This is a genomic window from Pseudomonas sp. NFPP25, assembly GCF_900116505.1.
Taxonomy (GTDB): domain Bacteria; phylum Pseudomonadota; class Gammaproteobacteria; order Pseudomonadales; family Pseudomonadaceae; genus Aquipseudomonas; species Aquipseudomonas protegens.
The window spans coordinates 470,982-491,374 of the sequence record NZ_FPBG01000001.1; the positions used below are offsets into that span (position 1 = coordinate 470,982).

General features: G+C 64.7%; 19 protein-coding genes. 10 read left to right on the forward strand and 9 right to left on the reverse strand.

Annotated elements, in window-relative coordinates:
* From BM382_RS02030 to gloB, 4 genes are all read right to left on the reverse strand, one after another.
* Nucleotides 1–1,854 carry an extracellular solute-binding protein gene (locus tag BM382_RS02030; RefSeq protein WP_011061584.1) on the reverse strand — a complete coding sequence of 618 codons (1,854 nt, stop codon included), beginning with the start codon at nt 1,852–1,854 and terminating at the stop codon, nt 1–3.
* Nucleotides 1,851–3,680 carry an extracellular solute-binding protein gene (locus tag BM382_RS02035; protein WP_072441661.1) on the reverse strand — a complete coding sequence of 610 codons (1,830 nt, stop codon included), beginning with the start codon at nt 3,678–3,680 and terminating at the stop codon, nt 1,851–1,853. The genes BM382_RS02030 and BM382_RS02035 overlap by 4 nt, the downstream gene beginning before the upstream one ends.
* 171 nt (nt 3,681–3,851) lie before the next feature.
* Nucleotides 3,852–5,279, reverse strand: a complete 1,428-nt coding sequence (locus BM382_RS02040) for a transglycosylase SLT domain-containing protein (protein ID WP_072441664.1) — start codon at nt 5,277–5,279, stop codon at nt 3,852–3,854.
* A 99-nt stretch (nt 5,280–5,378) separates the two neighbouring features.
* Nucleotides 5,379–6,146, reverse strand: a complete 768-nt coding sequence (gloB, locus tag BM382_RS02045) for a hydroxyacylglutathione hydrolase (RefSeq protein ID WP_011061581.1) — start codon at nt 6,144–6,146, stop codon at nt 5,379–5,381.
* Nucleotides 6,147–6,211: 65 nt separating this feature from the next.
* Here gloB and BM382_RS02050 point away from each other — a divergent pair, with 65 nt between their 5' ends.
* Both BM382_RS02050 and rnhA read left to right on the forward strand, forming a co-directional pair.
* Nucleotides 6,212–6,970, forward strand: a complete 759-nt coding sequence (locus BM382_RS02050) for a methyltransferase domain-containing protein (protein ID WP_015635818.1) — start codon at nt 6,212–6,214, stop codon at nt 6,968–6,970.
* A 109-nt stretch (nt 6,971–7,079) separates the two neighbouring features.
* Nucleotides 7,080–7,532, forward strand: coding sequence for a ribonuclease HI (gene rnhA, locus BM382_RS02055; protein ID WP_011061579.1), 453 nt, complete (start codon nt 7,080–7,082; stop codon nt 7,530–7,532).
* A 16-nt stretch (nt 7,533–7,548) separates the two neighbouring features.
* On the opposite strand, the gene BM382_RS02060 is transcribed toward rnhA, so the two are convergent.
* On the reverse strand, nt 7,549–8,499 hold the full coding sequence (locus BM382_RS02060) for a glycerophosphodiester phosphodiesterase family protein (RefSeq protein WP_072441667.1): 951 nt from the start codon (nt 8,497–8,499) through the stop codon (nt 7,549–7,551).
* A 146-nt stretch (nt 8,500–8,645) separates the two neighbouring features.
* On the reverse strand, nt 8,646–8,969 hold the full coding sequence (locus BM382_RS02065) for a DUF2388 domain-containing protein (protein WP_065364174.1): 324 nt from the start codon (nt 8,967–8,969) through the stop codon (nt 8,646–8,648).
* Between the two features lie 196 nt (nt 8,970–9,165).
* Here BM382_RS02065 and dnaQ point away from each other — a divergent pair, with 196 nt between their 5' ends.
* The 3 genes from dnaQ to BM382_RS02085 all read left to right on the forward strand — a co-directional run bounded on the left by dnaQ (nt 9,166) and on the right by BM382_RS02085 (nt 13,085).
* A complete protein-coding gene (dnaQ, locus tag BM382_RS02070; RefSeq protein ID WP_011061576.1) occupies nt 9,166–9,915 on the forward strand; it encodes a DNA polymerase III subunit epsilon in 750 nt (249 codons plus the stop codon).
* 312 nt (nt 9,916–10,227) lie between these two features.
* Nucleotides 10,228–12,483 carry an Orn/Lys/Arg family decarboxylase gene (locus BM382_RS02080; RefSeq protein ID WP_015635813.1) on the forward strand — a complete coding sequence of 752 codons (2,256 nt, stop codon included), beginning with the start codon at nt 10,228–10,230 and terminating at the stop codon, nt 12,481–12,483.
* 14 nt (nt 12,484–12,497) lie between these two features.
* Nucleotides 12,498–13,085, forward strand: coding sequence for a GNAT family N-acetyltransferase (locus BM382_RS02085; protein ID WP_015635812.1), 588 nt, complete (start codon nt 12,498–12,500; stop codon nt 13,083–13,085).
* Here BM382_RS02085 and BM382_RS02090 read toward each other — a convergent pair.
* Together BM382_RS02090 and BM382_RS02095 are read right to left on the reverse strand one after the other, a co-directional pair.
* Complete coding sequence (locus BM382_RS02090) at nt 13,082–13,975, reverse strand: LysR family transcriptional regulator (RefSeq protein WP_011061573.1); 894 nt, start codon at nt 13,973–13,975, stop codon at nt 13,082–13,084. The two genes, BM382_RS02085 and BM382_RS02090, sit on opposite strands and share 4 nt — an antisense overlap.
* A 93-nt stretch (nt 13,976–14,068) precedes the next feature.
* Nucleotides 14,069–14,305, reverse strand: coding sequence for a hypothetical protein (locus BM382_RS02095; protein WP_011061572.1), 237 nt, complete (start codon nt 14,303–14,305; stop codon nt 14,069–14,071).
* 228 nt (nt 14,306–14,533) lie between these two features.
* Here BM382_RS02095 and BM382_RS02100 point away from each other — a divergent pair, with 228 nt between their 5' ends.
* Complete coding sequence (locus BM382_RS02100; protein WP_072441673.1) at nt 14,534–15,091, forward strand: NADPH-dependent FMN reductase; 558 nt, start codon at nt 14,534–14,536, stop codon at nt 15,089–15,091.
* Nucleotides 15,092–15,207: 116 nt separating this feature from the next.
* On the forward strand, nt 15,208–16,494 hold the full coding sequence (locus BM382_RS02105) for an arsenic transporter (protein ID WP_072441676.1): 1,287 nt from the start codon (nt 15,208–15,210) through the stop codon (nt 16,492–16,494).
* A 58-nt stretch (nt 16,495–16,552) separates the two neighbouring features.
* On the opposite strand, the gene BM382_RS02110 is transcribed toward BM382_RS02105, so the two are convergent.
* Complete coding sequence (locus BM382_RS02110; protein WP_026019952.1) at nt 16,553–17,506, reverse strand: DUF1853 family protein; 954 nt, start codon at nt 17,504–17,506, stop codon at nt 16,553–16,555.
* Between the two features lie 162 nt (nt 17,507–17,668).
* On the opposite strand from BM382_RS02110, the gene BM382_RS02115 reads away from it, so the two are divergent.
* Genes BM382_RS02115 through BM382_RS02125 form a run of 3 tightly spaced genes read left to right on the forward strand, consistent with a single transcriptional unit; the run spans nt 17,669 to nt 20,393 of the window.
* Entirely contained in the window at nt 17,669–18,559 is an 891-nt protein-coding gene (locus BM382_RS02115) for an NAD(+) kinase (RefSeq protein WP_007920913.1), read from the forward strand.
* Nucleotides 18,556–19,530, forward strand: a complete 975-nt coding sequence (locus BM382_RS02120) for a metallophosphoesterase (protein WP_169891843.1) — start codon at nt 18,556–18,558, stop codon at nt 19,528–19,530. The genes BM382_RS02115 and BM382_RS02120 overlap by 4 nt, the downstream gene beginning before the upstream one ends.
* Nucleotides 19,527–20,393, forward strand: a complete 867-nt coding sequence (locus BM382_RS02125) for a rhomboid family intramembrane serine protease (protein WP_019092920.1) — start codon at nt 19,527–19,529, stop codon at nt 20,391–20,393. The genes BM382_RS02120 and BM382_RS02125 overlap by 4 nt, the downstream gene beginning before the upstream one ends.

Here is a 20,393-nt window from a genome sequence, read left to right on the forward strand (position 1 = left end):
TCAGTACACCGCTTCGGCCGGGGCCGCCTGGTTGTCCGGGGTCGGTTCAACGGCCGGCTTGGCGCCGGGCTTGATCCACCAGGTGTTGACGCCGATGTCGTACTTGGGCGCGACCTTGGGGTGGCCGATATGGTCCCAGTAGGCCACGCGCCAGGTCTTGATGTGCCAGTTGGGAATCACGTAGTAGCCCCATTGCAGGACCCGGTCCAGGGCCTTGGCGTGGGCCACCAGGCTGGCGCGGGAATCGGCGTTGATCAGGTTTTCCACCAGGCTGTCGATGGCCGGGTCCTTGAGGCCGATGTAGTTGCGGCTGCCGGGCTTGTCGGCGCTGGAGGACATCCAGAACTCGCGTTGCTCGTTACCCGGGGAGTTGGACTGGGGGAAGCTGCCGACGATCATGTCGAAGTCCCGCGAGCGCACCCGGGTGATGTACTGGGACACGTCGACCCGGCGGATCACCAGGTCAATACCCAGGTCGGCCAGGTTGCGCTTGAACGGCAGCAGTACGCGCTCGAACTCGGTCTGGGCCAGCAGGAACTCGATCACCACCGGCTTGCCCTGGGCGTCGACCATCTTGTCGTCGACGATGCGCCAGCCGGCTTCCTGCAACAGCTGGTAGGCCTGGCGCTGCTGGGCGCGGATCATCCCGCTGCCGTCGCACACCGAAGGGGAGAAGGCCTGGTCGAATACCTGCGGGGGGATCTTGCCCCGCAGCGGTTCGAGGATGGCCAGTTCCTCGGGCCCCGGCAGGCCGGTGGCGGCCATTTCCGAGTTCTCGAAGTAGCTGCGGGTGCGGGTGTAGGCACCGTTGAACAGCTGCTTGTTGCTCCACTCGAAGTCCAGCAGCAGGCTCAGCGCGTGACGCACTCGCACGTCCTGGAACATCGGCCTGCGGGTGTTGAAGACAAAACCCTGCATGCCGGTGGGGTTGCCGTTGGCGATCTGCTCCTTGATCAGGCGGCCCTGGGCCACGGCCGGAATGTTGTACGCGTTGGCCCAGTTCTTCGCGCTCATTTCCAGCCAGTAGTCGAACTGGCCGGCCTTGAGCGCTTCCAGGGCCACGGTGTTGTCGCGGTAGTAGTCGCTGGTGATCACGTCGAAATTGTAGAAGCCGCGGTTGACCGGCAGGTCCTTGGCCCAATAGTCCTTGACCCGCTCGTAGCGGATCGAGCGCCCGGCCTTGACCTCGGTGACCTTGTAAGGGCCGCTGCCCAGGGGAATCTCCAGGTTGCTCTTGGCAAAGTCGCGGCTTTGCCACCAGTGCTTGGGCAGGATCGTCAGCTGGCCGAGGATCAGCGGCAGCTCGCGGTTGTTGGTGTGCTTGAACTTGAACAGCACCCGCTGCGGGTCTTCGGCGATCACCTGGTCGACGTCAGCGTAGTAGCCGCGGTACAGCGGCGAGCCGGCGCTCATCAGGGTCTGGAAGCTGAACACCACGTCTTCGGCGTGGATCGGCTGGCCGTCGTTGAAGCGCGCCTCGGGGCGCAGATAGAAGCGCACCCAGCTGTTGTCCGGGGCCTTCTCGATCTTGCTGGCCACCAGGCCGTACTCGGTGAACGGCTCATCCAGGCTCTGGGCCATCAGGGTGTCGTAGACCAGGCCGATGTTCAGCTCCGGCACGCCCTTGCTGATGAACGGGTTGAGGCTGTCGAAGCTGCCGAAGCCGGCCATGCGGAAGGTGCCGCCCTTGGGCGCGTCGGGATTGACGAAGTCGAAGTGCTGGAAGTTCGCCGGGTATTTCGGCGCTTCGTTGTACAGGGTCACGGCGTGTTGCGGCGCAGCCTGGGCATAGCAGGCGATGGCGCTGAACAACAGGCCGCTGGTGCGCAGGAGCAGGGCACGCAGGGGCATCATTGGGCGTTCTCCATGGACTTCAGCCACCAGGCGCCGAGGCCCAGGGTATAGGGCGGCGTGGTGACGAAGGCGAACCGGTTACGGTAGGCCAGGCGGTGATAGTTGAGGTACCAGTTGGGAATCATGTAGTGCTGCCACAGCAGCACCCGGTCCAGGGCCCGGCCCGCGGCCAGTTGGTCGTCGCGGGTCTGGGCGGCCAGCAGCTGTTCCAGCAGGTGATCGACCACCGGGTTGTTGATGCCTGCGTAGTTCTTGCTGCCCTTGACCGAGACCTGGCTGGAGTGGAAGTACTGCCATTGCTCCAGGCCCGGGCTCAGGGTCTGGTTGAGGGTCATGAGGATCATGTCGTAGTCGAACTGGTCCAGGCGCTGCTTGTATTGCGCCCGGTCCACGGTGCGCAGGCGGGCGTCGATGCCGATGCTCGCGAGGTTCTCCACGTAGGGCTGGAGAATCCGTTCCAGGTTGGGATTGACCAGCATCAGCTCGAAGCGCAGCGGCTGCCCGGCACTGTTCTGCAGTCGCTGGCCATTGAGCTTCCAGCCCGCCTCGCCGAGCAGCCTCAGGGCCTTGCGCAGGGTGTCCCGCGGGATGCCGCGGCCGTCGGTGCGCGGCAGGCTGAAGGCCTGGCTGAACAGGCTGGCGGGCAATTGCTCGCGGTAGGGCGAGAGCAGCAGCCATTCATGGCCCTGCGGTACCCCGGTGGCGGAGAACTCGCTGTTGGGGTAGTAGCTCAGGGCGCGCTGGTAGGCGCCGCTGAACAGGGTGCGGTTGGTCCACTCGAAGTCGAACATCATGCCCAGCGCCTCGCGCACCCGCACGTCGGCGAAAGTGGCGCGGCGGGTGTTCATGAACAGGCCCTGGGTCTGGGTCGGGATCTGGTGCGCCACCTGGGCCTTGATCACCTCACCGCGGTTGACCGCCGGGAAGTTGTAGCCGTTGGCCCAGTTCTTGGCCTGGTGCTCGATATAGATGTCGAACTCGCCGGCCTTGAAGGCTTCGAAGGCCACGTCGCTGTCGCGGTAGAACTCCACTTCGACCCGGTCGAAGTTGTTGAAGCCACGGTTGACTGGCAGGTCCTTGCCCCAGTAGTCCTTGACCCGTTCGAACACCAGCTGGCGCCCGGGCTGTACCTGGGTGATGCGGTACGGGCCGCTGCCCAGGGGCGGGGTGAAGGTGGTGGCCTTGAAGTCGCGATCCTTCCAGTAATGCTGGGGCAGCACCGGCAGTTCGCCCAGGCGCAGGATCAGCAAGGGGTTGCCGGCACGCTTGAACACGAAGCGGATGCGCTGCGGGCCGAGGATATCCACCCGCTGCACTTCCTGCAGGTTGGTGCGGTATTGCGGGTGGCCTTCCTTGAGCAGCAGGCGATAGGAGAACGCCACATCGTAGGCGGTGATCGGCTTGCCATCGTGAAAGCGTGCTTCGGGGCGCAGGTTGAACACCACCCAACTGCGGTCCTCGGCGTATTCCACCGAGCGGGCGATCAGGCCGTAGCTGGAAGTCGGCTCATCACCGGAGGGCGCATACAGGCCGGTGCCCACCATCAAGGGTTCGTTGAGCTCGTTGACCCCGTATTGCAGGAAATTCGGCGTGGCGACCGGGCTGGTGCCCTTGAAGGTGTAGGGGTTGAGGGTGTCGAAGGTGCCAAAGGCCATGACCCGCAAGGTGCCGCCTTTGGGCGCAGCGGGGTTGACCCAATCGAAATGGGTGAACTTTGCCGGGTATTTGAGCGTGCCAAACTGCGCGTAACCGTGACTTTCGGTGATCGTCGCGCTTGCGGGAAAGCTCAAGGCCAGGCTGATGAAGAGCAGGAGCAGGGGACGCATCGAGACAGAGATCCGATCCAGGCGGCTTGGGCTTTGTGCTCCGTACAGTAACAGCTTGTATCAGCAGGAAAAAGCTCGCTGGCGCGCGCTTCGTGCAATTGAAATTTCCTGTAGGAGCCGGCTTGCCGGCGAAGGCTGTTCGCCGGCAAGCCGGCTCCTACAGGGGAGATTTCAGTGCGGCAGGTACACCGTCAGCATCTGGCCGGGCTTGAGGGCCTGGGCCGCGCGGGGGTTCCAGCGCTTGAGGTGCTGCATCTCGACATTGAAGCGCTTGGCCACCATGTACAGCGAGTCGCCCTGCTTGACCTTGTACTGAGTCGACTTCTTCTTGTTGCTGGCCAGGCTGGTTTTCTTGCTGGCCACCTTGCGGGTGTCCTGCATCACCAGCGTCTGGCCGACCTTGAGGTTCTTGCCGCTGAGCTTGTTCCAGCGCTGCAGGTCCTGGACGTCGACCTTGTTGGCCTTGGCAATGAGGGTCAGGTTGTCGCCATTCTTGACCCGGTAGATGCGCTTGGTCCGCAGCGAATCACGCCCCTCGTCGCGGTCGAAGACCGGTTTGAGGGAGCGCTTGCTGATCAGTTCTTCGGGTTTCATGGTGGACAGGCTGGTGGTCAGCAACTGTGCCTTGGAAGTCGGAACCAGCAGGTGCTGGGGGCCGTCGATGGTGGTGCGCTGCTTGAACGCCGGGTTGAGCTGGAACAGCTCGTCCTCGTCGATGTTGGCCACCGCCGCGACCTTGGACAGGTCCATGCGCTGGTTGATCTCCACCACCTGGAAATAGGGTTCGTTGGCGATCGGGTTGAGGTTCACGCCGTAGGCCTGCGGGGCCAGCACCACCTGGGACAGGGCCAGCAGCTTGGGCACATAGGCCTGGGTCTCGGCCGGCAGCGGCAGGTTCCAGTAGTCGGTGGGCAGGCCGAGCTTTTCATTGCGCTCGATGGCCCGGCTCACCGTGCCTTCACCGGCGTTGTAGGCGGCCAGTGCCAGCAGCCAGTCGCCGTTGAACATGTCGTGCAGGCGGCTCAGGTAGTCCATGGCCGCGGTGGTGGACGCGGTGATGTCGCGGCGGCCATCGTAGAAGCGGGTCTGGCGCAGGTTGAAGTAGCGCCCGGTGGCCGGGACGAACTGCCACAGCCCCACCGCATCGGCCCGGGAATAGGCCAGGGGGTTGTAGGCGCTTTCGATGACCGGCAGCAGGGCCAGTTCCAGCGGCATGTTGCGCTCTTCGAGACGCTCGACGATGTAGTGGATATAAAGGCTGCCGCGCTCGCCGGCATTTTCCAGGAAGGAAGGGTTGCTGGCGAACCACAGGCGCTGCTGTTCAATACGCGGGTTGACGCCCAGGCCTTCTTGCAATTGGAACCCCTGGCGCATGCGTTCCCAGACGTCCTGGGGTACTTGCGGGCTGGGCTGGTTGCTCAGCCAGATGGGTTTCTGCTTGATGCGGGCGTTGAAATTCTGTGTGTGTGTCGCGTCGCTCTGCGGGGCATGGCCGGTGCTTTGGCAGCCCGCAAGAGTCGCTGACACAGCTACCGCGATGGCCTGGGCCAAGCGCGTCAATGCGTCTGAACTGATGGAATAACGAATAGATGACGACATTGGCTGGAAGTAAGTTCCGGGCAAAAATGTCGGGCGATTCTAGAAAGCACCCGGGGTGCGGTCAACCATTCAGAATTTTTGTACCAATCGATAGCCTGCTTAGAACTTATCTTTCCAAGCCCTCAGAGCCGCAAAGACCGCACTCTGCGACTGGTTATCCTGGCCATTCCGTTCGTCCGCTTTTTGTTTAACGGATGTTTCACCGGTACGCAGGAACGGGTTGGTCAATTTCTCCAGGGCCAGGGTCGAGGGCAGGGTCATGCGCCCTTGCTCACGCATCTGCGTAACCTTCGCCAGGCGTTCGGCGATATCCGGGTTGGCCGGTTCCACCGCCTGGGCGAAGCGCAGGTTGCTCAGGGTGTATTCGTGGGTGCAGTAGATCAGGGTGTCGTCCGGCAGCGCGGCGAGGCGGCCGAGGGAGTGGTGCATCTGCTCCGGGGTGCCCTCGAACAGCCGGCCACAACCGGCCGCGAACAGGGTATCGCCACAGAACAGCAGGCCATGGTGGTAGTAGGCGATATGCCCCAGGGTGTGGCCGGGCACGGCGAACACCTCGAACTCCCAGCCGAGGATGCTAACCCGCTGGTTGTCTTCGAGGCCGATGTCGCGGGCCGGGATCTTTTCCCGGGCCGGGCCATGGACCGTGGCCGCGCTGTGCTGCTTGAGGCGTTCGACGCCGCCGACGTGATCGTGGTGATGGTGGGTGATCAGGATGTCGCTGAGCACCCAGCCCGGGTGCTGTTCCAGCCAGGCCAGTACCGGCGCCGCATCCCCCGGATCGACGACTGCGCAGCGCTGGCTGCGATGATCTTGTAACAACCAGATGTAGTTATCGGTGAAGGCGGGCAGGGCACTGATCTGTATCATCTTCGGATTCGCCAAGCGGAAAACAATGGCGCATCTTAGAGCTTCTTGGCGTGTTGGAGAATGCAATGACCGATAAAGCCTTCGCTCAGGCAGATCCCGACTGGCTGGCCCTGATCAGTGCGGCCCGGGAGTGGCTGTCCGGCCCCCTGGGGCAATTTCTGCTGGATGAAGAGCGGCGCATGCTCGAAGAGGAACTGGGACGTTTCTTCGGTGGCTACCTGGTGCACTACGGGCCCTCGGCGCAAACCCCGCCGGCGGCGCCCCAGGTGCAACGCAACGTGCGTCTCGGCGCGCCCTTGCCCGGGGTGGAGATAGTCTGCGAGGAGCAGGCCTGGCCCCTGAGCGAGCACGCCGCCGATGTGGTGGTGCTGCAGCACGGCCTGGATTTCTGCCTGTCGCCCCATGGCCTGCTGCGCGAGGCGGCCAGCAGCGTGCGCCCTGGGGGGCATCTGCTGATTGTCGGCATCAACCCCTGGAGCACCTGGGGCCTGCGCCATGTGTTCGCCCATGATGCGTTGCGCCTGGCCCGCTGCATCTCCCCGTCGCGGGTCGGCGACTGGCTCAACCTGCTGGGCTTCGCGCTGGAGAAACGCCGCTTCGGGTGCTATCGTCCGCCGCTTGCTTCAACGGCATGGCAGGCGCGGCTGGCCGGCTGGGAGCGCAGGGCCGGGCACTGGCAACTGTCCGGCGGCGGCTTCTACCTGTTGGTGGCGCGCAAGATCGCCGTGGGCCTGCGCCCGGTGCGCCAGGTGCGGCGCGAGCCGATGGGCAAGCTGGTACCGCTGCCCATGGCCAAGGTCAACCGCCGCAACAGCGAGCCTTGATGAACTGTTGAAACCCTCTTTTTATACACTCCCGGCCGGCGTAGCCCGGCCCTGGGCCCGGTCGATCGCGGTCGTCGGGCCAATGGCAATTTTCTGATGGAAGGCGTGGATGAGCGATAGCGTAGAAATCTTTACCGACGGTGCCTGCAAGGGCAATCCCGGCCCCGGTGGCTGGGGCGCGCTGCTGGTGTGCAAGGGCGTCGAAAAGGAGCTCTGGGGCGGCGAAGCCAACACCACCAACAACCGCATGGAGCTGATGGCGGCGATCCGCGGCCTGGAAGAGCTCAAGCGCCAGTGCGATGTGCAGCTGGTCACCGACTCGCAGTATGTAATGAAGGGCATCAACGAGTGGATGGCCAACTGGAAGAAGCGCGGCTGGAAGACCGCCGCCAAGGAGCCGGTGAAGAATGCCGACCTGTGGCAGCAGCTCGACGAACAGGTCAACCGCCACAACGTCACCTGGAAATGGGTGCGCGGCCACACCGGCCATCACGGCAACGAGCGGGCCGACCAGTTGGCCAACCGTGGCGTCGACGAGGTCCGCGGCTACAAGCAGCCCTGATGCCCTGAGCGGCCAATCAGCGACAAGGCAGCGGCCGTTCGAGCCGCTGCTTCATTTCCCCCATCGCACGGGGCGAATCCACCAGCACCGCATCCATCTTCAGGCAAGTGGCCGCCTGGTAGTCCTCGGCCGTATTGATGCCGATCGCCAGCATCCGCACCTTGCCCCGTGACTGAAAGCAATCCACCGCAGCGGGCGTCCACAGCCGGGCATCGACCTGGGAGCGCGCCTCGCCCAGGGTAAAGGACTCGACCAGTTGCACCGGGCGCCGGTACTCGAAAGCCACCCAACTGCCGGGTGCAGGTGGTGCGTTGCAGTGGTGGGCGAGGGCGACGCTGGCCAGCCGGTCCCGGGTACTGTCCCTGGATTCGAACAGCCGGGCCTGGGGATAGGGCGCGAAAGCCTGCTGGTAGCCGGCATCGGTGGAGTAGATCAGCACCCGGTTCCAGGCGTGCAGCTGTTCCAGCAAGCGGGCGACGGCCTGGGCCTGGGGGGCAGCCGGCAGGGCCTTCATGTCGAGAATCACCGGCACCGACTCGGGGATCGCCATCAGCGCCTGTCGCAACGACGGCAGGCTCACCGGCTGGGCGCGATAGGGAAAGCTCACCTGGCCATCGGCTGCTGTCTGCTTGAAATTCCACCCGGCATTGAGTGCCTGCAACTGCGCCAGGGTGTGCTGGTTGACTGCGCCTGTGGCCTGGGTATTGGTGCTCAGGTCGGCCGGTCGGTACAGCACCGGTACGCCATCGCGGCTTAGCTGCACCGTCAGCCAGAGCATGTCGACGTTATTGCGCAGGGCGTTGTCGATGGCCAGCAGGGTGTTCTCGGGAAAGTCCGCGGCGCCGCCGCGATGGGCAACGATCAGCGGCCGTTGTCGGCTGCCGCTGTCGGTGTGCGCAAGGGAAGAGCAGCCACTGATGCAGGCCAAGGCCAGCAGCAGTGGGAGCATCTGTCGAGTCTTGAGCATGGGAGGGCGGTTCCTGTGGAGTGAGTGCAACGCCGGGTATCAGCACCCGCGCGCCTGGGTGAGGCCGCACGGTAACGCAATAGCCTTGTTCGCATAAAGAAACGGCTGCGGCGCGCGATGAATTAGCTGCGGATGCGCCTGGGGGCTCAGAGCGCAAGCATGGCGCTGGCCAGTTGCAGGTCGCTACAGGGCGGGGCGCCTAGCACCTGGCGAATGTGCATCAGGGCGGCTTCCAACCGGGCGCCACGGATCTCGCCGGCGCTGGCCACGAAGGCCGCGGCATCGCTCTGGGCGGCGAGCACAAGTTTGTCGTCCTTGAATGAGCTGCTGGCTTTGGAGCTGCCCTCGGTTGAGCTCAGGGTCAGGCTCATGCTGATGTCGGTGCTGATCACCAGGGCGCTGGCCTGGACGAGGTCGGCGCACAGGCAGGCGCAGAGCGCGCAGGCCAGTCGGGTTTTGCTGGGGGTCATGGCAGGGCTGGGTCCGGCGGAAAATATCGTCGGGCACCCTAGCGCTTTGCGTTGCAACGAACTGCAGCAGCTTTGCTAAGGATTGTTAAAAACTGCACAGGCTGGGGGCTGATGAATCCGCCATGGGTGTCCTGCCGCCAGAGCGTGCTAAAATCCCGCGCTTTGAAACACTTCCACCGTTGAGAACTGACCCCTGATGGCCAACAGATCTGTTGTACTCGATACCGAAACCACCGGCATGCCGGTGACCGACGGCCACCGGATCATTGAAATCGGTTGCGTCGAGTTGATCGGTCGGCGCCTGACCGGCCGGCACTTCCACGTTTACCTGCAACCGGATCGCGAGAGCGATGAGGGCGCCATCGGCGTCCACGGCATCACCAACGAATTCCTGGTGGGCAAGCCGCGTTTCGCCGAAGTCGCCGATGAGTTCTTCGACTTCATCCAGGGCGCGCAGCTGATCATCCACAACGCGGCGTTCGACGTTGGCTTCATCAACAACGAATTCGCCTTGATGGGCCAGCACGAACGGGCCGACATCACCCAGCACTGCACCATCCTCGACACCCTGATGATGGCCCGCGAGCGGCACCCGGGGCAGCGCAACAGCCTCGACGCCCTGTGCAAACGCTACGGCGTCGACAACTCCGGCCGTGAACTGCACGGCGCCTTGCTCGACTCGGAGATCCTGGCCGACGTCTACCTGACCATGACCGGTGGCCAGACCAGCCTGTCCCTGGCCGGCAATGCCTCGGACGGCAACGGCTCTGGCGAGGGAGCCGGCCAGGCTTCGGAAATCCGCCGCTTGCCGGCCGATCGCCCGCGCGGGCGGATCATCCAGGCCAGCGACGCCGAACTGGCCGAGCACCAGGTGCGCCTGGAAATCATCGCCAAGTCCGCCGGTGCCCCGGCGCTCTGGACCCAGTTGCTCGAAACCCAGCAGTAAGCCTTTGCTGTGGCCGCTGCCGCTGCCGCTGCCGCTGCCGCTGCCGCAGGCGGCGAACGGCGCCGTAGGAGGCGCCGCGATATTGAGGGCCGCAGGGGCCTGGCGGGAGATCGCCAGGCAAGGCCCTTCGGTCCTTTTCACAGCTTCGCGGGCCCAGCAGCGGCTACAGGCGTGGCTGGGAATGGACCGGCAATTGTTCCAGAGCGACGTTTTGTTACACCCAGCCCATGCCTGGGGTGACACGAAGCGTGCGCAGCTTCTACCCTGAGTTGATTGGCGGGGCCTGCCCGCCGTTTCAGGACACTGAGCCCCATGTATAAAGACCTGCAGTTTCCGATCCTGATCGTGCATCGCGACATCAAGGCCGATACGGTCGCGGGGGACCGGGTCAGGGGGATCGCCCGGGAACTGGAAAAGGACGGGTTCAGCATCTTTTCCGCGGTGGACTATGCCGAAGGGCGGCTGGTGGCTTCGACCCATCACGGCCTGGCCTGCATGTTGATCGCCGCCGAAGGGGCCGGGGAAAACAAGCACCTGTTGCAGAACATGGTGGAACTGATCCGCCTGGCGCGGGTACGTGCGCCGCTGCTGCCGATCTTTGCCCTGGGCGAGCAGGTGACCCTGGAAAACGCCCCCGCCGACGCCATGAGCGAACTCAACCAGCTGCGGGGCATTCTCTACCTGTTCGAGGACACGGTGCCGTTCCTGGCCCGGCAAGTGGCCCGGGCCGCGCGGGGCTACCTGGATGGCTTGCTGCCACCGTTCTTCAAGGCCCTGGTACAGCACACCGCCGACTCCAACTATTCCTGGCACACCCCGGGGCACGGCGGTGGCGTGGCCTATCGCAAGAGCCCGGTGGGGCAGGCGTTTCACCAGTTCTTTGGCGAGAATACCTTGCGTTCGGACCTGTCGGTGTCGGTCCCGGAGCTGGGGTCGCTGCTGGATCACACCGGCCCGCTGGCGGAAGCCGAGGCCCGTGCCGCGCGCAACTTTGGCGCCGATCACACCTTTTTCGTGATCAATGGCACCTCCACCGCCAACAAGATCGTCTGGCATTCCATGGTCGGTCGCGATGACCTGGTGCTGGTGGACCGCAACTGCCACAAGTCGGTGCTGCACTCGATCATCATGACCGGGGCCATTCCCCTGTACCTGTGCCCGGAGCGCAACGAACTGGGGATCATCGGGCCGATTCCCCTGAGCGAGTTCAGCGCCGAGTCGATCCAGGCCAAGATCGATGCCAGCCCGCTGACCCGCGGTCGGCCGCCCAGGGTCAAGCTGGCGGTGGTCACCAACTCCACTTATGACGGCCTGTGCTACAACGCCGAGCTGATCAAGCAGAGCCTGGGCAACAGTGTCGAGGTGCTGCACTTCGACGAAGCCTGGTACGCCTATGCGGCCTTTCATGAGTTCTTCGCCGGGCGCTACGGCATGGGCACGTCCCGCAGCGCCGACAGCCCGCTGGTGTTCACCACCCATTCCACCCACAAGCTGCTGGCGGCCTTCAGCCAGGCCTCGATGATTCACGTGCAGGATGGCGGCGCCCGGCAACTGGACCGCGACCGCTTCAACGAAGCCTTCATGATGCATATCTCCACCTCGCCGCAGTACAGCATCATCGCCTCGCTGGACGTGGCTTCGGCGATGATGGAAGGGCCGGCAGGGCGCTCGCTGCTGCAGGAAATGTTCGACGAGGCCCTGAGCTTTCGCCGGGCCCTGGCCAACCTGCGGCAGAACATCGCCGCCGATGACTGGTGGTTCTCGGTGTGGCAACCGGAGCGGGTCGAGGGCATCGACCAGGTGCGCACCGAGGACTGGCTGCTGGAACCTGAGGGCGAGTGGCACGGTTTTGCCGGGGTCACCGATGACTATGTGCTGCTGGACCCGATCAAGGTGACCCTGGTCATGCCCGGCCTGACCGCGGGCGGCGCCCTGAGCGAGCACGGGATCCCGGCGGCGGTGGTCAGCAAGTTTCTCTGGGAACGCGGGCTGGTGGTGGAAAAGACCGGGCTCTATTCGTTCCTGGTGCTGTTCTCCATGGGCATCACCAAGGGCAAGTGGAGCACGCTGCTCACCGAACTGCTGGAGTTCAAGCGCAACTACGACGCCAATGTCAGCCTGGCCAGCTGCCTGCCCAGCGTGGCCGGGCAGGACCCGCAGCGCTACCAGGGAATGGGCCTGCAGGACCTGTGCGACCAGTTGCACGCCTGCTACCGCAGCAACGCCACGGCCAAGCACCTCAAGCGCATGTACACGGTGCTGCCGGAGGTGGCCATGAAGCCTGCCGATGCCTATGACCATCTGGTGCGGGGCGAGGTCGAGGCGGTTTCCATCGATCAGTTGCAGGGGCGTATCGCTGCGGTGATGCTGGTGCCCTATCCGCCGGGCATTCCGCTGATCATGCCGGGCGAGCGTTTCACCGATTCCACCCGTTCGATCATCGATTACCTGGCCTTCGCCCGGGCCTTTGACAGCAGCTTCCCGGGGTTTGTCGCCGATGTGCACGGGCTGCAGCATGACGATCTGGGCGACGGGCGCCAGTACACCGTCGATTGCATCAAGGCATGAGGAGTTTCCCGGCCATGCAACCTGTTGTGAATCCCCGTTATCCGGGCCTGGCGGTGCGAGTCGCCGATGAGGGCTTTGCCGCTTATATCTGGGGCAGCGACTTCAGCTTCGAGGTCAGCGCCTATGCCGTGGCCGAACGCGAAGTGCCGGTGGCGGACTGGGCCCTGCGACGGATCGTGCCCTATCGCAAATGCTATGGCATCGACCCGGAGGAGTTCAGCAGCTACCGCAATGCCGCGGACAGCGAGATCTTCATGGCCTATCTGGACGACCAGCCGGTGGGCCATGTGGTGGTCAGCACCAACTGGAACGGTTACGCCCATATCGATGAGCTGGCGGTGCATGCGCCGGCCCGGCGCCACGGGGTAGCCAGGGCGCTGCTGGATGTGGCGCAGTTCTGGAGCCGCAGGAAAAAACTGCCGGGGATGATGCTGGAAACCCAGAACAACAACCTGGGGGCCTGCCGCCTCTACGAGCAATGCGGCTATGTGGTAGGGGGCGTGGACCACCTGCGTTACCGCGGTATCGACCCGCAGACCGCCGAGGTGGCGATCTTCTGGTACCGGCTGTTCGCCAATGAGCTGGAGGGGCCGGCGCTTTAACCTGCCAGCAGGGCCTCGGCCTGTTCCGTGAGCAGCTCCAGCAGGGCAGTGGTCAGCGGCGAGCTGTCGCTGCCGTGGCGCCGCAAGGCGTACAGCGTGACGCTGATGGGGGGCGACAGCGGGCACACATCGAGCCCGGCGCTGCGGGCGCCGACGGCGGTGAAGGGGTCGACGATGGCCAGACCTTCGCCAGCTTCCACCAGGCTGCGCATCATCTGATAGGTCTGCACCCGGGTCTGGATCACCGGGCTGGGGCGCAGGTTCTGCAATTTGCTGGCAAGCATCACGCTCAGCGGGTCCTGGCCCTCCAGGCCGACCATGGCCTGGCCGGCCAGATCCTGCAGGGCGACGTATTTCTGCTTGGGTTGCAGCCAGCCGTGGGGCGCCAGGAGAAACAGCTTGCCCTGGGCCAGGGCCTGGCTGTGGATGTCCGGGTGCTGCGGATCGTGCAGGCTCAGGCCCAGATCGCAGTCACGCAGCAGCAGGCTGTGGACCATGTCCCGGGTGCTTTGGCCGAGCAGGCTGCAAGGGGTGTCGGCGAAGCGCCGGCGCAGGGCGGCGATGCACTGGGGTAGCAGTTGCTGAACCAGCGGCGGGGTGCCGACGAGGCGCAGCGGTGGCGCCTGGTGGAACCTCAGGCTGTCGGCCAGGCGCTGCACCGGCTCGAAAGCGTCATACACCCGGGTGATGGCTCCCTGCAGCTCCCGGGCTTCACGGGTGGCCTGCAAACGGCCGCGAACACTGGCGAACAGCATGAAGCCCAATTGGCTCTCGGCGTCGCGCAGCAGGGCCTCGACCTCGGCCACCGAAAGTTGCAGCAGTTCGGCGGCAGTGCCCAGGTGAGCGGTTTGCAGGAGCGCCTGAATCACTTCGATATGACGTAAACGCATGCTTGAAGTCCATCTCCAGCCGTCGAGGGGGCAAGCAACGAATCCTAACCCAAGTGTGGCGACACAACAGCTGGCGATGATGCTCGCGCAGAATCACTGAGCTACATAGGTCTCGGGTTCGCGCACGATGGTTACATCCGACTGCACCAGCAGGAACTGGTTGTCATCGAGTTTCTTGACCCGGTCGCCGATGGCCAGGCGGTAGGTGGTCACGGGCTCCGATCCGGCCGCGCCGTCCTCCGGGGGCATGGATTCCTGGAATTCGTGCACTGAGTACACCCGTCCCTCGGCATCTCTTGCATGGAATTGTCCGACAAGTACTGCTGCCATTCTTTAGAGCCTCTGGAGATAAAACACGCAAATTCGGTGGTGTAGACCCGGTGTCCCCAGGGGAAGTTTTACCCCGGGAAAAAAATAATCCGCTACCGGTGCCAGCCTCGTTATCGTGGGCTCGCTGGCAACAGGCCATGGCTTGGGAATTATCGGGGTGGGGTAGCAGACATCACCTCGGGTCATCTATAACTAACACCTTCTTTACGCCAACGGTTGGAAACTCCCATGAGCAATGTCTACAAGGTCGCAGTACTGGTCGGCAGCCTGAGAAAGCAGTCCCTGAACCGCAAGGTCGCCCTGGTCCTGGCCGAGCTGGCACCTGCCAGCCTCCAGCTGGACATCGTCGAGATCGGTGACCTGCCGCTCTACAACGAAGACATCGATGCCACGCCACCGGCGGCCTACACCCGTTTTCGCGAACAGATCAGCGGCGCCGACGCGGTGCTGTTCGTTACCCCGGAATACAACCGCTCGGTACCGGCGGCGCTGAAAAATGCCATCGACGTCGGCTCGCGGCCCTACGGTAAAAGTGCCTGGAGCGGCAAGCCGGGGGCGGTGATCAGCGTTTCTCCGGGGGCCATTGGCGGTTTTGGCGCCAACCACCACCTTCGCCAGTCCCTGGTGTTCCTCAATGTGCCCTGCATGCAGCAGCCCGAGGCCTACCTGGGTGGCGCTGGCTCGGCATTCGACGAGGCTGGCAAACTGTCCGAAGCAACCCGGCCGTTCCTGCAGGGCTTCATCAACGCCTACGGGCAGTGGGTCGAGCAGCAACGCAAGGCCTGATTCCCCACCATCATTCCCTGCTGTCGCAGGAGCCGGCTTGCCGGCGAAGAGGCCCTTGAGTCCCGTGGGGCACCTTCGCCGGCAAGCCGGCTCCTGCATACTCAAGACCCACTCTCATGTTGATTGCCGTATCGATTTTCCTGCTGACCATTACCTTGGTGATCTGGCAGCCCAAGGGCCTGGGCGTTGGCTGGAGCGCCGTGTTCGGGGCGGCCCTGGCGCTGTTGTTCGGGGTGGTGCAATGGGCGGATATCCCGGTGGTCTGGCAGATCATCTGGAATGCCACCGGTACCTTTGTCGCGCTGATCATCATCAGCCTGCTGCTGGACGAGGCCGGGTTCTTTGCCTGGGCCGCGCTGCATGTGGCGCGCTGGGGGCGAGGGCGGGGCAGGCGGCTGTTTGCCTTCATGGTATTGCTGGGGGCGCTGGTCTCGGCGCTGTTCGCCAATGACGGCGCCGCGCTGATCCTGACCCCCATCGTCATTTCCATGCTCCTGGCCTTGCGCTTTTCACCGGCCACGACCCTGGCCTTCGTCATGGGCGCGGGGTTCATTGCCGACACCGCGAGCCTGCCGCTGGTGGTTTCGAACCTGGTGAACATCGTCTCCGCGGACTTCTTCAAGATTGGCTTCAACCGTTATGCGCTGGTGATGCTGCCGGTCAACCTGGTGAGCGTGGCCGCCACCCTGGTGGTGCTGCTGTGGTTCTTCCGCCGCGACATCCCGCTGGATTACGACCCCCGACAACTGGCCGAGCCCGCCAGCGCCATCCATGACCGGGCGACCTTCATGGCCGGCTGGTGGGTGTTGCTGATCCTGCTGCTGGGCTGTTTTGCCCTGGAGCCGCTGGGCATTCCCATCAGCGCTATTTCCGCGGTGTGCGCGGCGCTGCTGCTGGCGATTGCCGCCCGCGGGCACCGGATCTCCACGCGCAAGGTGCTCAGGGAAGCGCCCTGGCAGATCGTGATTTTTTCCCTGGGCATGTACCTGGTGGTGTACGGCCTGCGCAATGCCGGGCTCACGGCGTACCTGGCCGGCTGGCTGGATGCCTTTGCCGGCGGCGGGATCTGGGGCGCGGCCCTGGGCACCGGGTTGCTCACGGCGGGCTTGTCATCGCTGATGAACAATCTGCCGACAGTGCTGATCGGCGCCTTGTCCATCGATGCCAGCCAGGCCACGGGGGTGGTCAAGGACGCGATGATCTACGCCAACGTCATCGGCAGCGACCTGGGGCCGAAGATCACCCCCATCGGCAGCCTGGCGACCCTGCTCTGGCTGCATGTACTGGAGCGCAAGGGTATTCACATTGGCTGGGGGTACTACTTCCGGGTCGGCATCGTGCTGACGCTGCCGGTGTTGCTGGCGACCCTGGCGGCCCTGGCGCTGCGCCTGTCTCTGATGTAGGCGCCGGCTTGCCGCATAGGGGCGTCTTCGCCGGCAAGTCCGCTCCTGCGGCAGATTGTCAGGAGGGCTGCGGGGGGATGTGGGGCCAGAGATCGGCCACCAGGAACAGGCGTTCGGCTTCTTCCCAGCCGCCTTCAGGGGTTTGCTCCAGGCGTACCAGCAACTGCGCCGGGGCCTGGGGGGCAAGTTCCGCCAGCCATTGCTGCAGTTGCGTGGCGGTCCAGGCCTGCTCGGCCGGGTAGTGGGCCGGCGCCAGCCAGGCGTGGCGGGGCAGGGGCTGCCAGCGCCCCGGGGCGCTCTGGGCGAAAAATGCCGGCCAGTCGCGCTGATGCAGCCAGCGCCCGCACAGGTGTTGCGGGTGGGCGCCCTGGGGCGGTTCGGCGCGACCCGGCCAGGGGTACAGCAGGTAGCCCCCCAGCCACAGGTGCGCGCTGAACTGGTGGATATCCAGTGCCGCCAGGGCTTCGCGGCTTTCGTCCCGGGCGGAAATCGGCAGTTGGTGCCCATCCAGGTGCGCCAGCTTGCGGTCCAGGCGGTCATGGCAGCCGGGGCCCAGCCATTGGGCGCTGTCCTGGCCATTGCCGGCCTGGGGGCCCAGGTACAGCTTGATCGCCAGTTCCAGGTGGTGCACGCCGTCACGGTCGCGCAGCAGCATGTCCAGTTCGCCCAGGGTGTGGCCGCCGCGGCGGATTGGCAGGTTGGCCGCCAGCAGCTCGACCCCGGGGGCGTGGCGGACGGCAAATTGCCAGAGGCGTTCGTAATACAGGCCCAGGCGCCGGGTCGGGCCCTCGGCCAGCCACTGGCGCAGGGCGCGGCTGTCCAGATCCTGGCAGCGCAGCCAGTGGGCCAGCAGTTGCGGCGCCTGGACCCAGTCGCTGCCGGCGAGTGGGTGGCGCTGTGGCCAGGGCGTGTGGCTGAGCATCGGCGGCGCGAGGATGACCCAGGCGAGGTCGCGGACTTCAGGTTGACGCAACTGGCGGGGAAGGCCGAGCAGATCAGGGAACAGGAGCATCTTGCGAGCATAGACGCAAACCCGGGCCGATCGCGATAAATGCGTGCCACTCGCAGTTGCGGCAGGGCTGGCTAAGCCCGTGTGGCTGAAAGGATTTTGTCTAACGCCGGGTTTCGCCCATAATCCTCCGTTTCGCCCGTACCCGAATTCCGCAGGAGCCCCATGGAGCAGTTTCGCAATATCGGCATTATCGGTCGCCTGGGCAGTTCCCAGGTGCTGGACACAGTTCGCCGACTGAAGAAGTTTCTGCTGGCGCGGCACCTGCACGTGATCCTTGAAGACACCATCGCCGAAGTGCTGCCGGGCCACGGCCTGCAGACCTCCTCGCGCAAGCTGTTGGGCGAGGTCTGCGACATGGTGATCGTGGTCGGTGGCGACGGTAGCCTGCTGGGCGCCGCCCGGGCCCTGGCCCGGCACAATATTCCGGTGCTGGGGATCAACCGCGGCAGCCTGGGCTTTCTCACCGACATCCGCCCCGATGAGCTGGAAGTTAAGGTCGCCGAGGTGCTCGACGGCCACTACCTGGTGGAAAACCGCTTCCTGCTGCAGGCCGAAGTCCGTCGCCATGCCGAGGCCATCGGTCAGGGCGACGCACTGAACGACGTGGTGCTGCACCCGGGCAAGTCGACGCGGATGATCGAGTTCGAGATCTACATCGACGGCCAGTTCGTCTGCAGCCAGAAGGCCGACGGCCTGATCGTCGCCACGCCCACCGGTTCCACGGCCTATGCGCTGTCTGCCGGCGGACCGATCATGCATCCCAAGCTGGATGCCATTGTGATTGTGCCGATGTACCCCCATACCTTGTCGGGAAGACCGATCGTGGTCGATGGCAACAGCGAGCTGAAAATCGTCGTGTCCAAAGATATGCAGATCTATCCGCAAGTTTCCTGTGACGGGCAGAACCATTTCACCTGTGCCCCGGGCGACACCATCACGGTCAGCAAGAAGGCGCAGAAACTGCGCCTGATCCACCCGCTGGACCACAACTACTACGAGGTCTGCCGGACCAAACTCGGCTGGGGCAGCCGGCTGGGCGGTGGAGGCGACTGATGCTCGATCCCGCGCGTAGCTACGACCTGATCGGTGACGTGCACGGTTGCGCCCTGACCCTGGAGCACTTGCTGGATCGGCTCGGTTATCACAAGCAGGCCGGCGTCTGGCGGCACCCGTCGCGCATGGCGGTGTTCCTCGGCGATATCATCGACCGCGGCCCGCGTATCCGTGAGTCCCTGCACATCGTCCACGACATGGTCGAGGCCGGTCAGGCCCTGTGCATCATGGGCAACCACGAGTTCAATGCGCTGGGCTGGAGCACTCCGGCGGCCGAAGGCAGCGGCAAGCAGTTCGTGCGCGAGCACACCCCGCGCCATGCCCGGCTGATCCACGAGACCCTGACCCAGTTCGAACAGCACCCGGGTGACTGGCACGATTTCCTGCAGTGGTTCTATGAATTGCCGCTGTTCGTCGACGCCGGCCGTTTCCGTGTGGTGCACGCCTGCTGGGATGCCGGCCTGATCGCGCCGCTGCGCCAGCAGTACCCCAACGGCTGCATCGACCGCGAGTTCCTGCAGTCCGCGGCCGTTCCCGACAGCTTTGCCTGTACCGCCTTCGACCGTTTGCTGCGGGGCACCGACATGCGCCTGCCCCATGGCCTGACCATGACCAGCGGCGACGGCCTGACCCGCGCCTTCTTCCGTACCAAGTTCTGGGAAGACGACCCGCAGACCTACGGCGACATCGTGTTCCAGCCCGATGCCTTGCCCGAGCCTGTGGCCCGCACGCCGTTGTCCCCGGCCGAGAAGAACAGCCTGCTGCGTTATGGCGCCGAGGAGCCGATGCTGTTCGTCGGGCACTACTGGCGCAGCGGCAAGCCGGCGCCGATCCGTCCCAACCTGGCGTGCCTGGACTACAGCGCGGTGCTCTACGGCAAGCTCGCCGCGTATCGGCTGGACCAGGAAACCCGCCTGGATCCGAATAAATTTGTCTGGGTCGACGTTGAACGGCCCGAGGTAGTGCGATGAGTGCGGTAGCGGTATTGCGCCTGCCCCTGGCGACGGACCTGAGCGGCTTCGTCAAGCTGCTGCAACGCATGCAGGTGCCTCACCGGGTCAGCGAGGAGGCGGGGGAGCAGGTGCTCTGGGTGCCGGAATCCATCAGCGAGGACGTGCGTGGCCTGTACCAGCGCTTTCCCCAGGGCGACCCCGAGCAGCAGCTGGACATTCCCCAGGCCAGTGCCCCGGCGCGCCCCGGCTTCGTCCAGCAACTGCGCAGCAGCCCGGTCACCGCGCTGATCCTGCTCTTGAGCCTGGCGGTATGCGGTATCACCTTGCTCGGCGACAACCTGCAGACCCTGAGCTGGTTCACCTTCCTCGAGTTCCGCGTGGTTGGCGACTACATCCAGTTCAGCTCCCTGGCCGACAGCCTGGCAGCGGGGCAGTGGTGGCGCCTGGTGACGCCGATGCTGATCCACTTCGGCTTCCTGCATATCGCCATGAACGGCATGTGGTACTGGGAGCTGGGGCGGCGCATCGAAATGCGCCAGGGCGGCATCAACCTGCTGGGCCTGACCCTGCTGTTCAGCCTGGTGTCGAATTACGCGCAGTACTACTTCAGCGGGCCGACCCTGTTCGGCGGCCTGTCCGGGGTGCTCTACGGCCTGCTCGGGCATTGCTGGATCTACCAATTGCTGGCCCCCAACCCCATCTACCGCCTGCCCCGGGGCGTGCTGGTGATGATGTTGGTGTGGCTGCTGCTGTGCCTGTCCGGGCTGGTCTCGATGATCGGTTTCGGTGAAATCGCCAACGCCGCCCACGTTGGCGGGTTGCTTATCGGATGCCTCACCGGCCTGTTGGGCGGCTTGTACAGCCGCCGACGGGCCCTTTAA

Coding starts and splice junctions, on each gene's coding strand:
- BM382_RS02030 (WP_011061584.1), bottom strand. CDS start 1,854: ATGATGCCCCTGCGTGCCCTGCTCCTGCGCACCAGCGGCCTGTTGTTC.
- BM382_RS02035 (WP_072441661.1), bottom strand. CDS start 3,680: ATGCGTCCCCTGCTCCTGCTCTTCATCAGCCTGGCCTTGAGCTTTCCC.
- BM382_RS02040 (WP_072441664.1), bottom strand. CDS start 5,279: ATGTCGTCATCTATTCGTTATTCCATCAGTTCAGACGCATTGACGCGC.
- gloB (WP_011061581.1), bottom strand. CDS start 6,146: ATGATACAGATCAGTGCCCTGCCCGCCTTCACCGATAACTACATCTGG.
- BM382_RS02050 (WP_015635818.1), top strand. CDS start 6,212: ATGACCGATAAAGCCTTCGCTCAGGCAGATCCCGACTGGCTGGCCCTG.
- rnhA (WP_011061579.1), top strand. CDS start 7,080: ATGAGCGATAGCGTAGAAATCTTTACCGACGGTGCCTGCAAGGGCAAT.
- BM382_RS02060 (WP_072441667.1), bottom strand. CDS start 8,499: ATGCTCAAGACTCGACAGATGCTCCCACTGCTGCTGGCCTTGGCCTGC.
- BM382_RS02065 (WP_065364174.1), bottom strand. CDS start 8,969: ATGACCCCCAGCAAAACCCGACTGGCCTGCGCGCTCTGCGCCTGCCTG.
- dnaQ (WP_011061576.1), top strand. CDS start 9,166: ATGGCCAACAGATCTGTTGTACTCGATACCGAAACCACCGGCATGCCG.
- BM382_RS02080 (WP_015635813.1), top strand. CDS start 10,228: ATGTATAAAGACCTGCAGTTTCCGATCCTGATCGTGCATCGCGACATC.
- BM382_RS02085 (WP_015635812.1), top strand. CDS start 12,498: ATGCAACCTGTTGTGAATCCCCGTTATCCGGGCCTGGCGGTGCGAGTC.
- BM382_RS02090 (WP_011061573.1), bottom strand. CDS start 13,975: ATGCGTTTACGTCATATCGAAGTGATTCAGGCGCTCCTGCAAACCGCT.
- BM382_RS02095 (WP_011061572.1), bottom strand. CDS start 14,305: ATGGCAGCAGTACTTGTCGGACAATTCCATGCAAGAGATGCCGAGGGA.
- BM382_RS02100 (WP_072441673.1), top strand. CDS start 14,534: ATGAGCAATGTCTACAAGGTCGCAGTACTGGTCGGCAGCCTGAGAAAG.
- BM382_RS02105 (WP_072441676.1), top strand. CDS start 15,208: ATGTTGATTGCCGTATCGATTTTCCTGCTGACCATTACCTTGGTGATC.
- BM382_RS02110 (WP_026019952.1), bottom strand. CDS start 17,506: ATGCTCCTGTTCCCTGATCTGCTCGGCCTTCCCCGCCAGTTGCGTCAA.
- BM382_RS02115 (WP_007920913.1), top strand. CDS start 17,669: ATGGAGCAGTTTCGCAATATCGGCATTATCGGTCGCCTGGGCAGTTCC.
- BM382_RS02125 (WP_019092920.1), top strand. CDS start 19,527: ATGAGTGCGGTAGCGGTATTGCGCCTGCCCCTGGCGACGGACCTGAGC.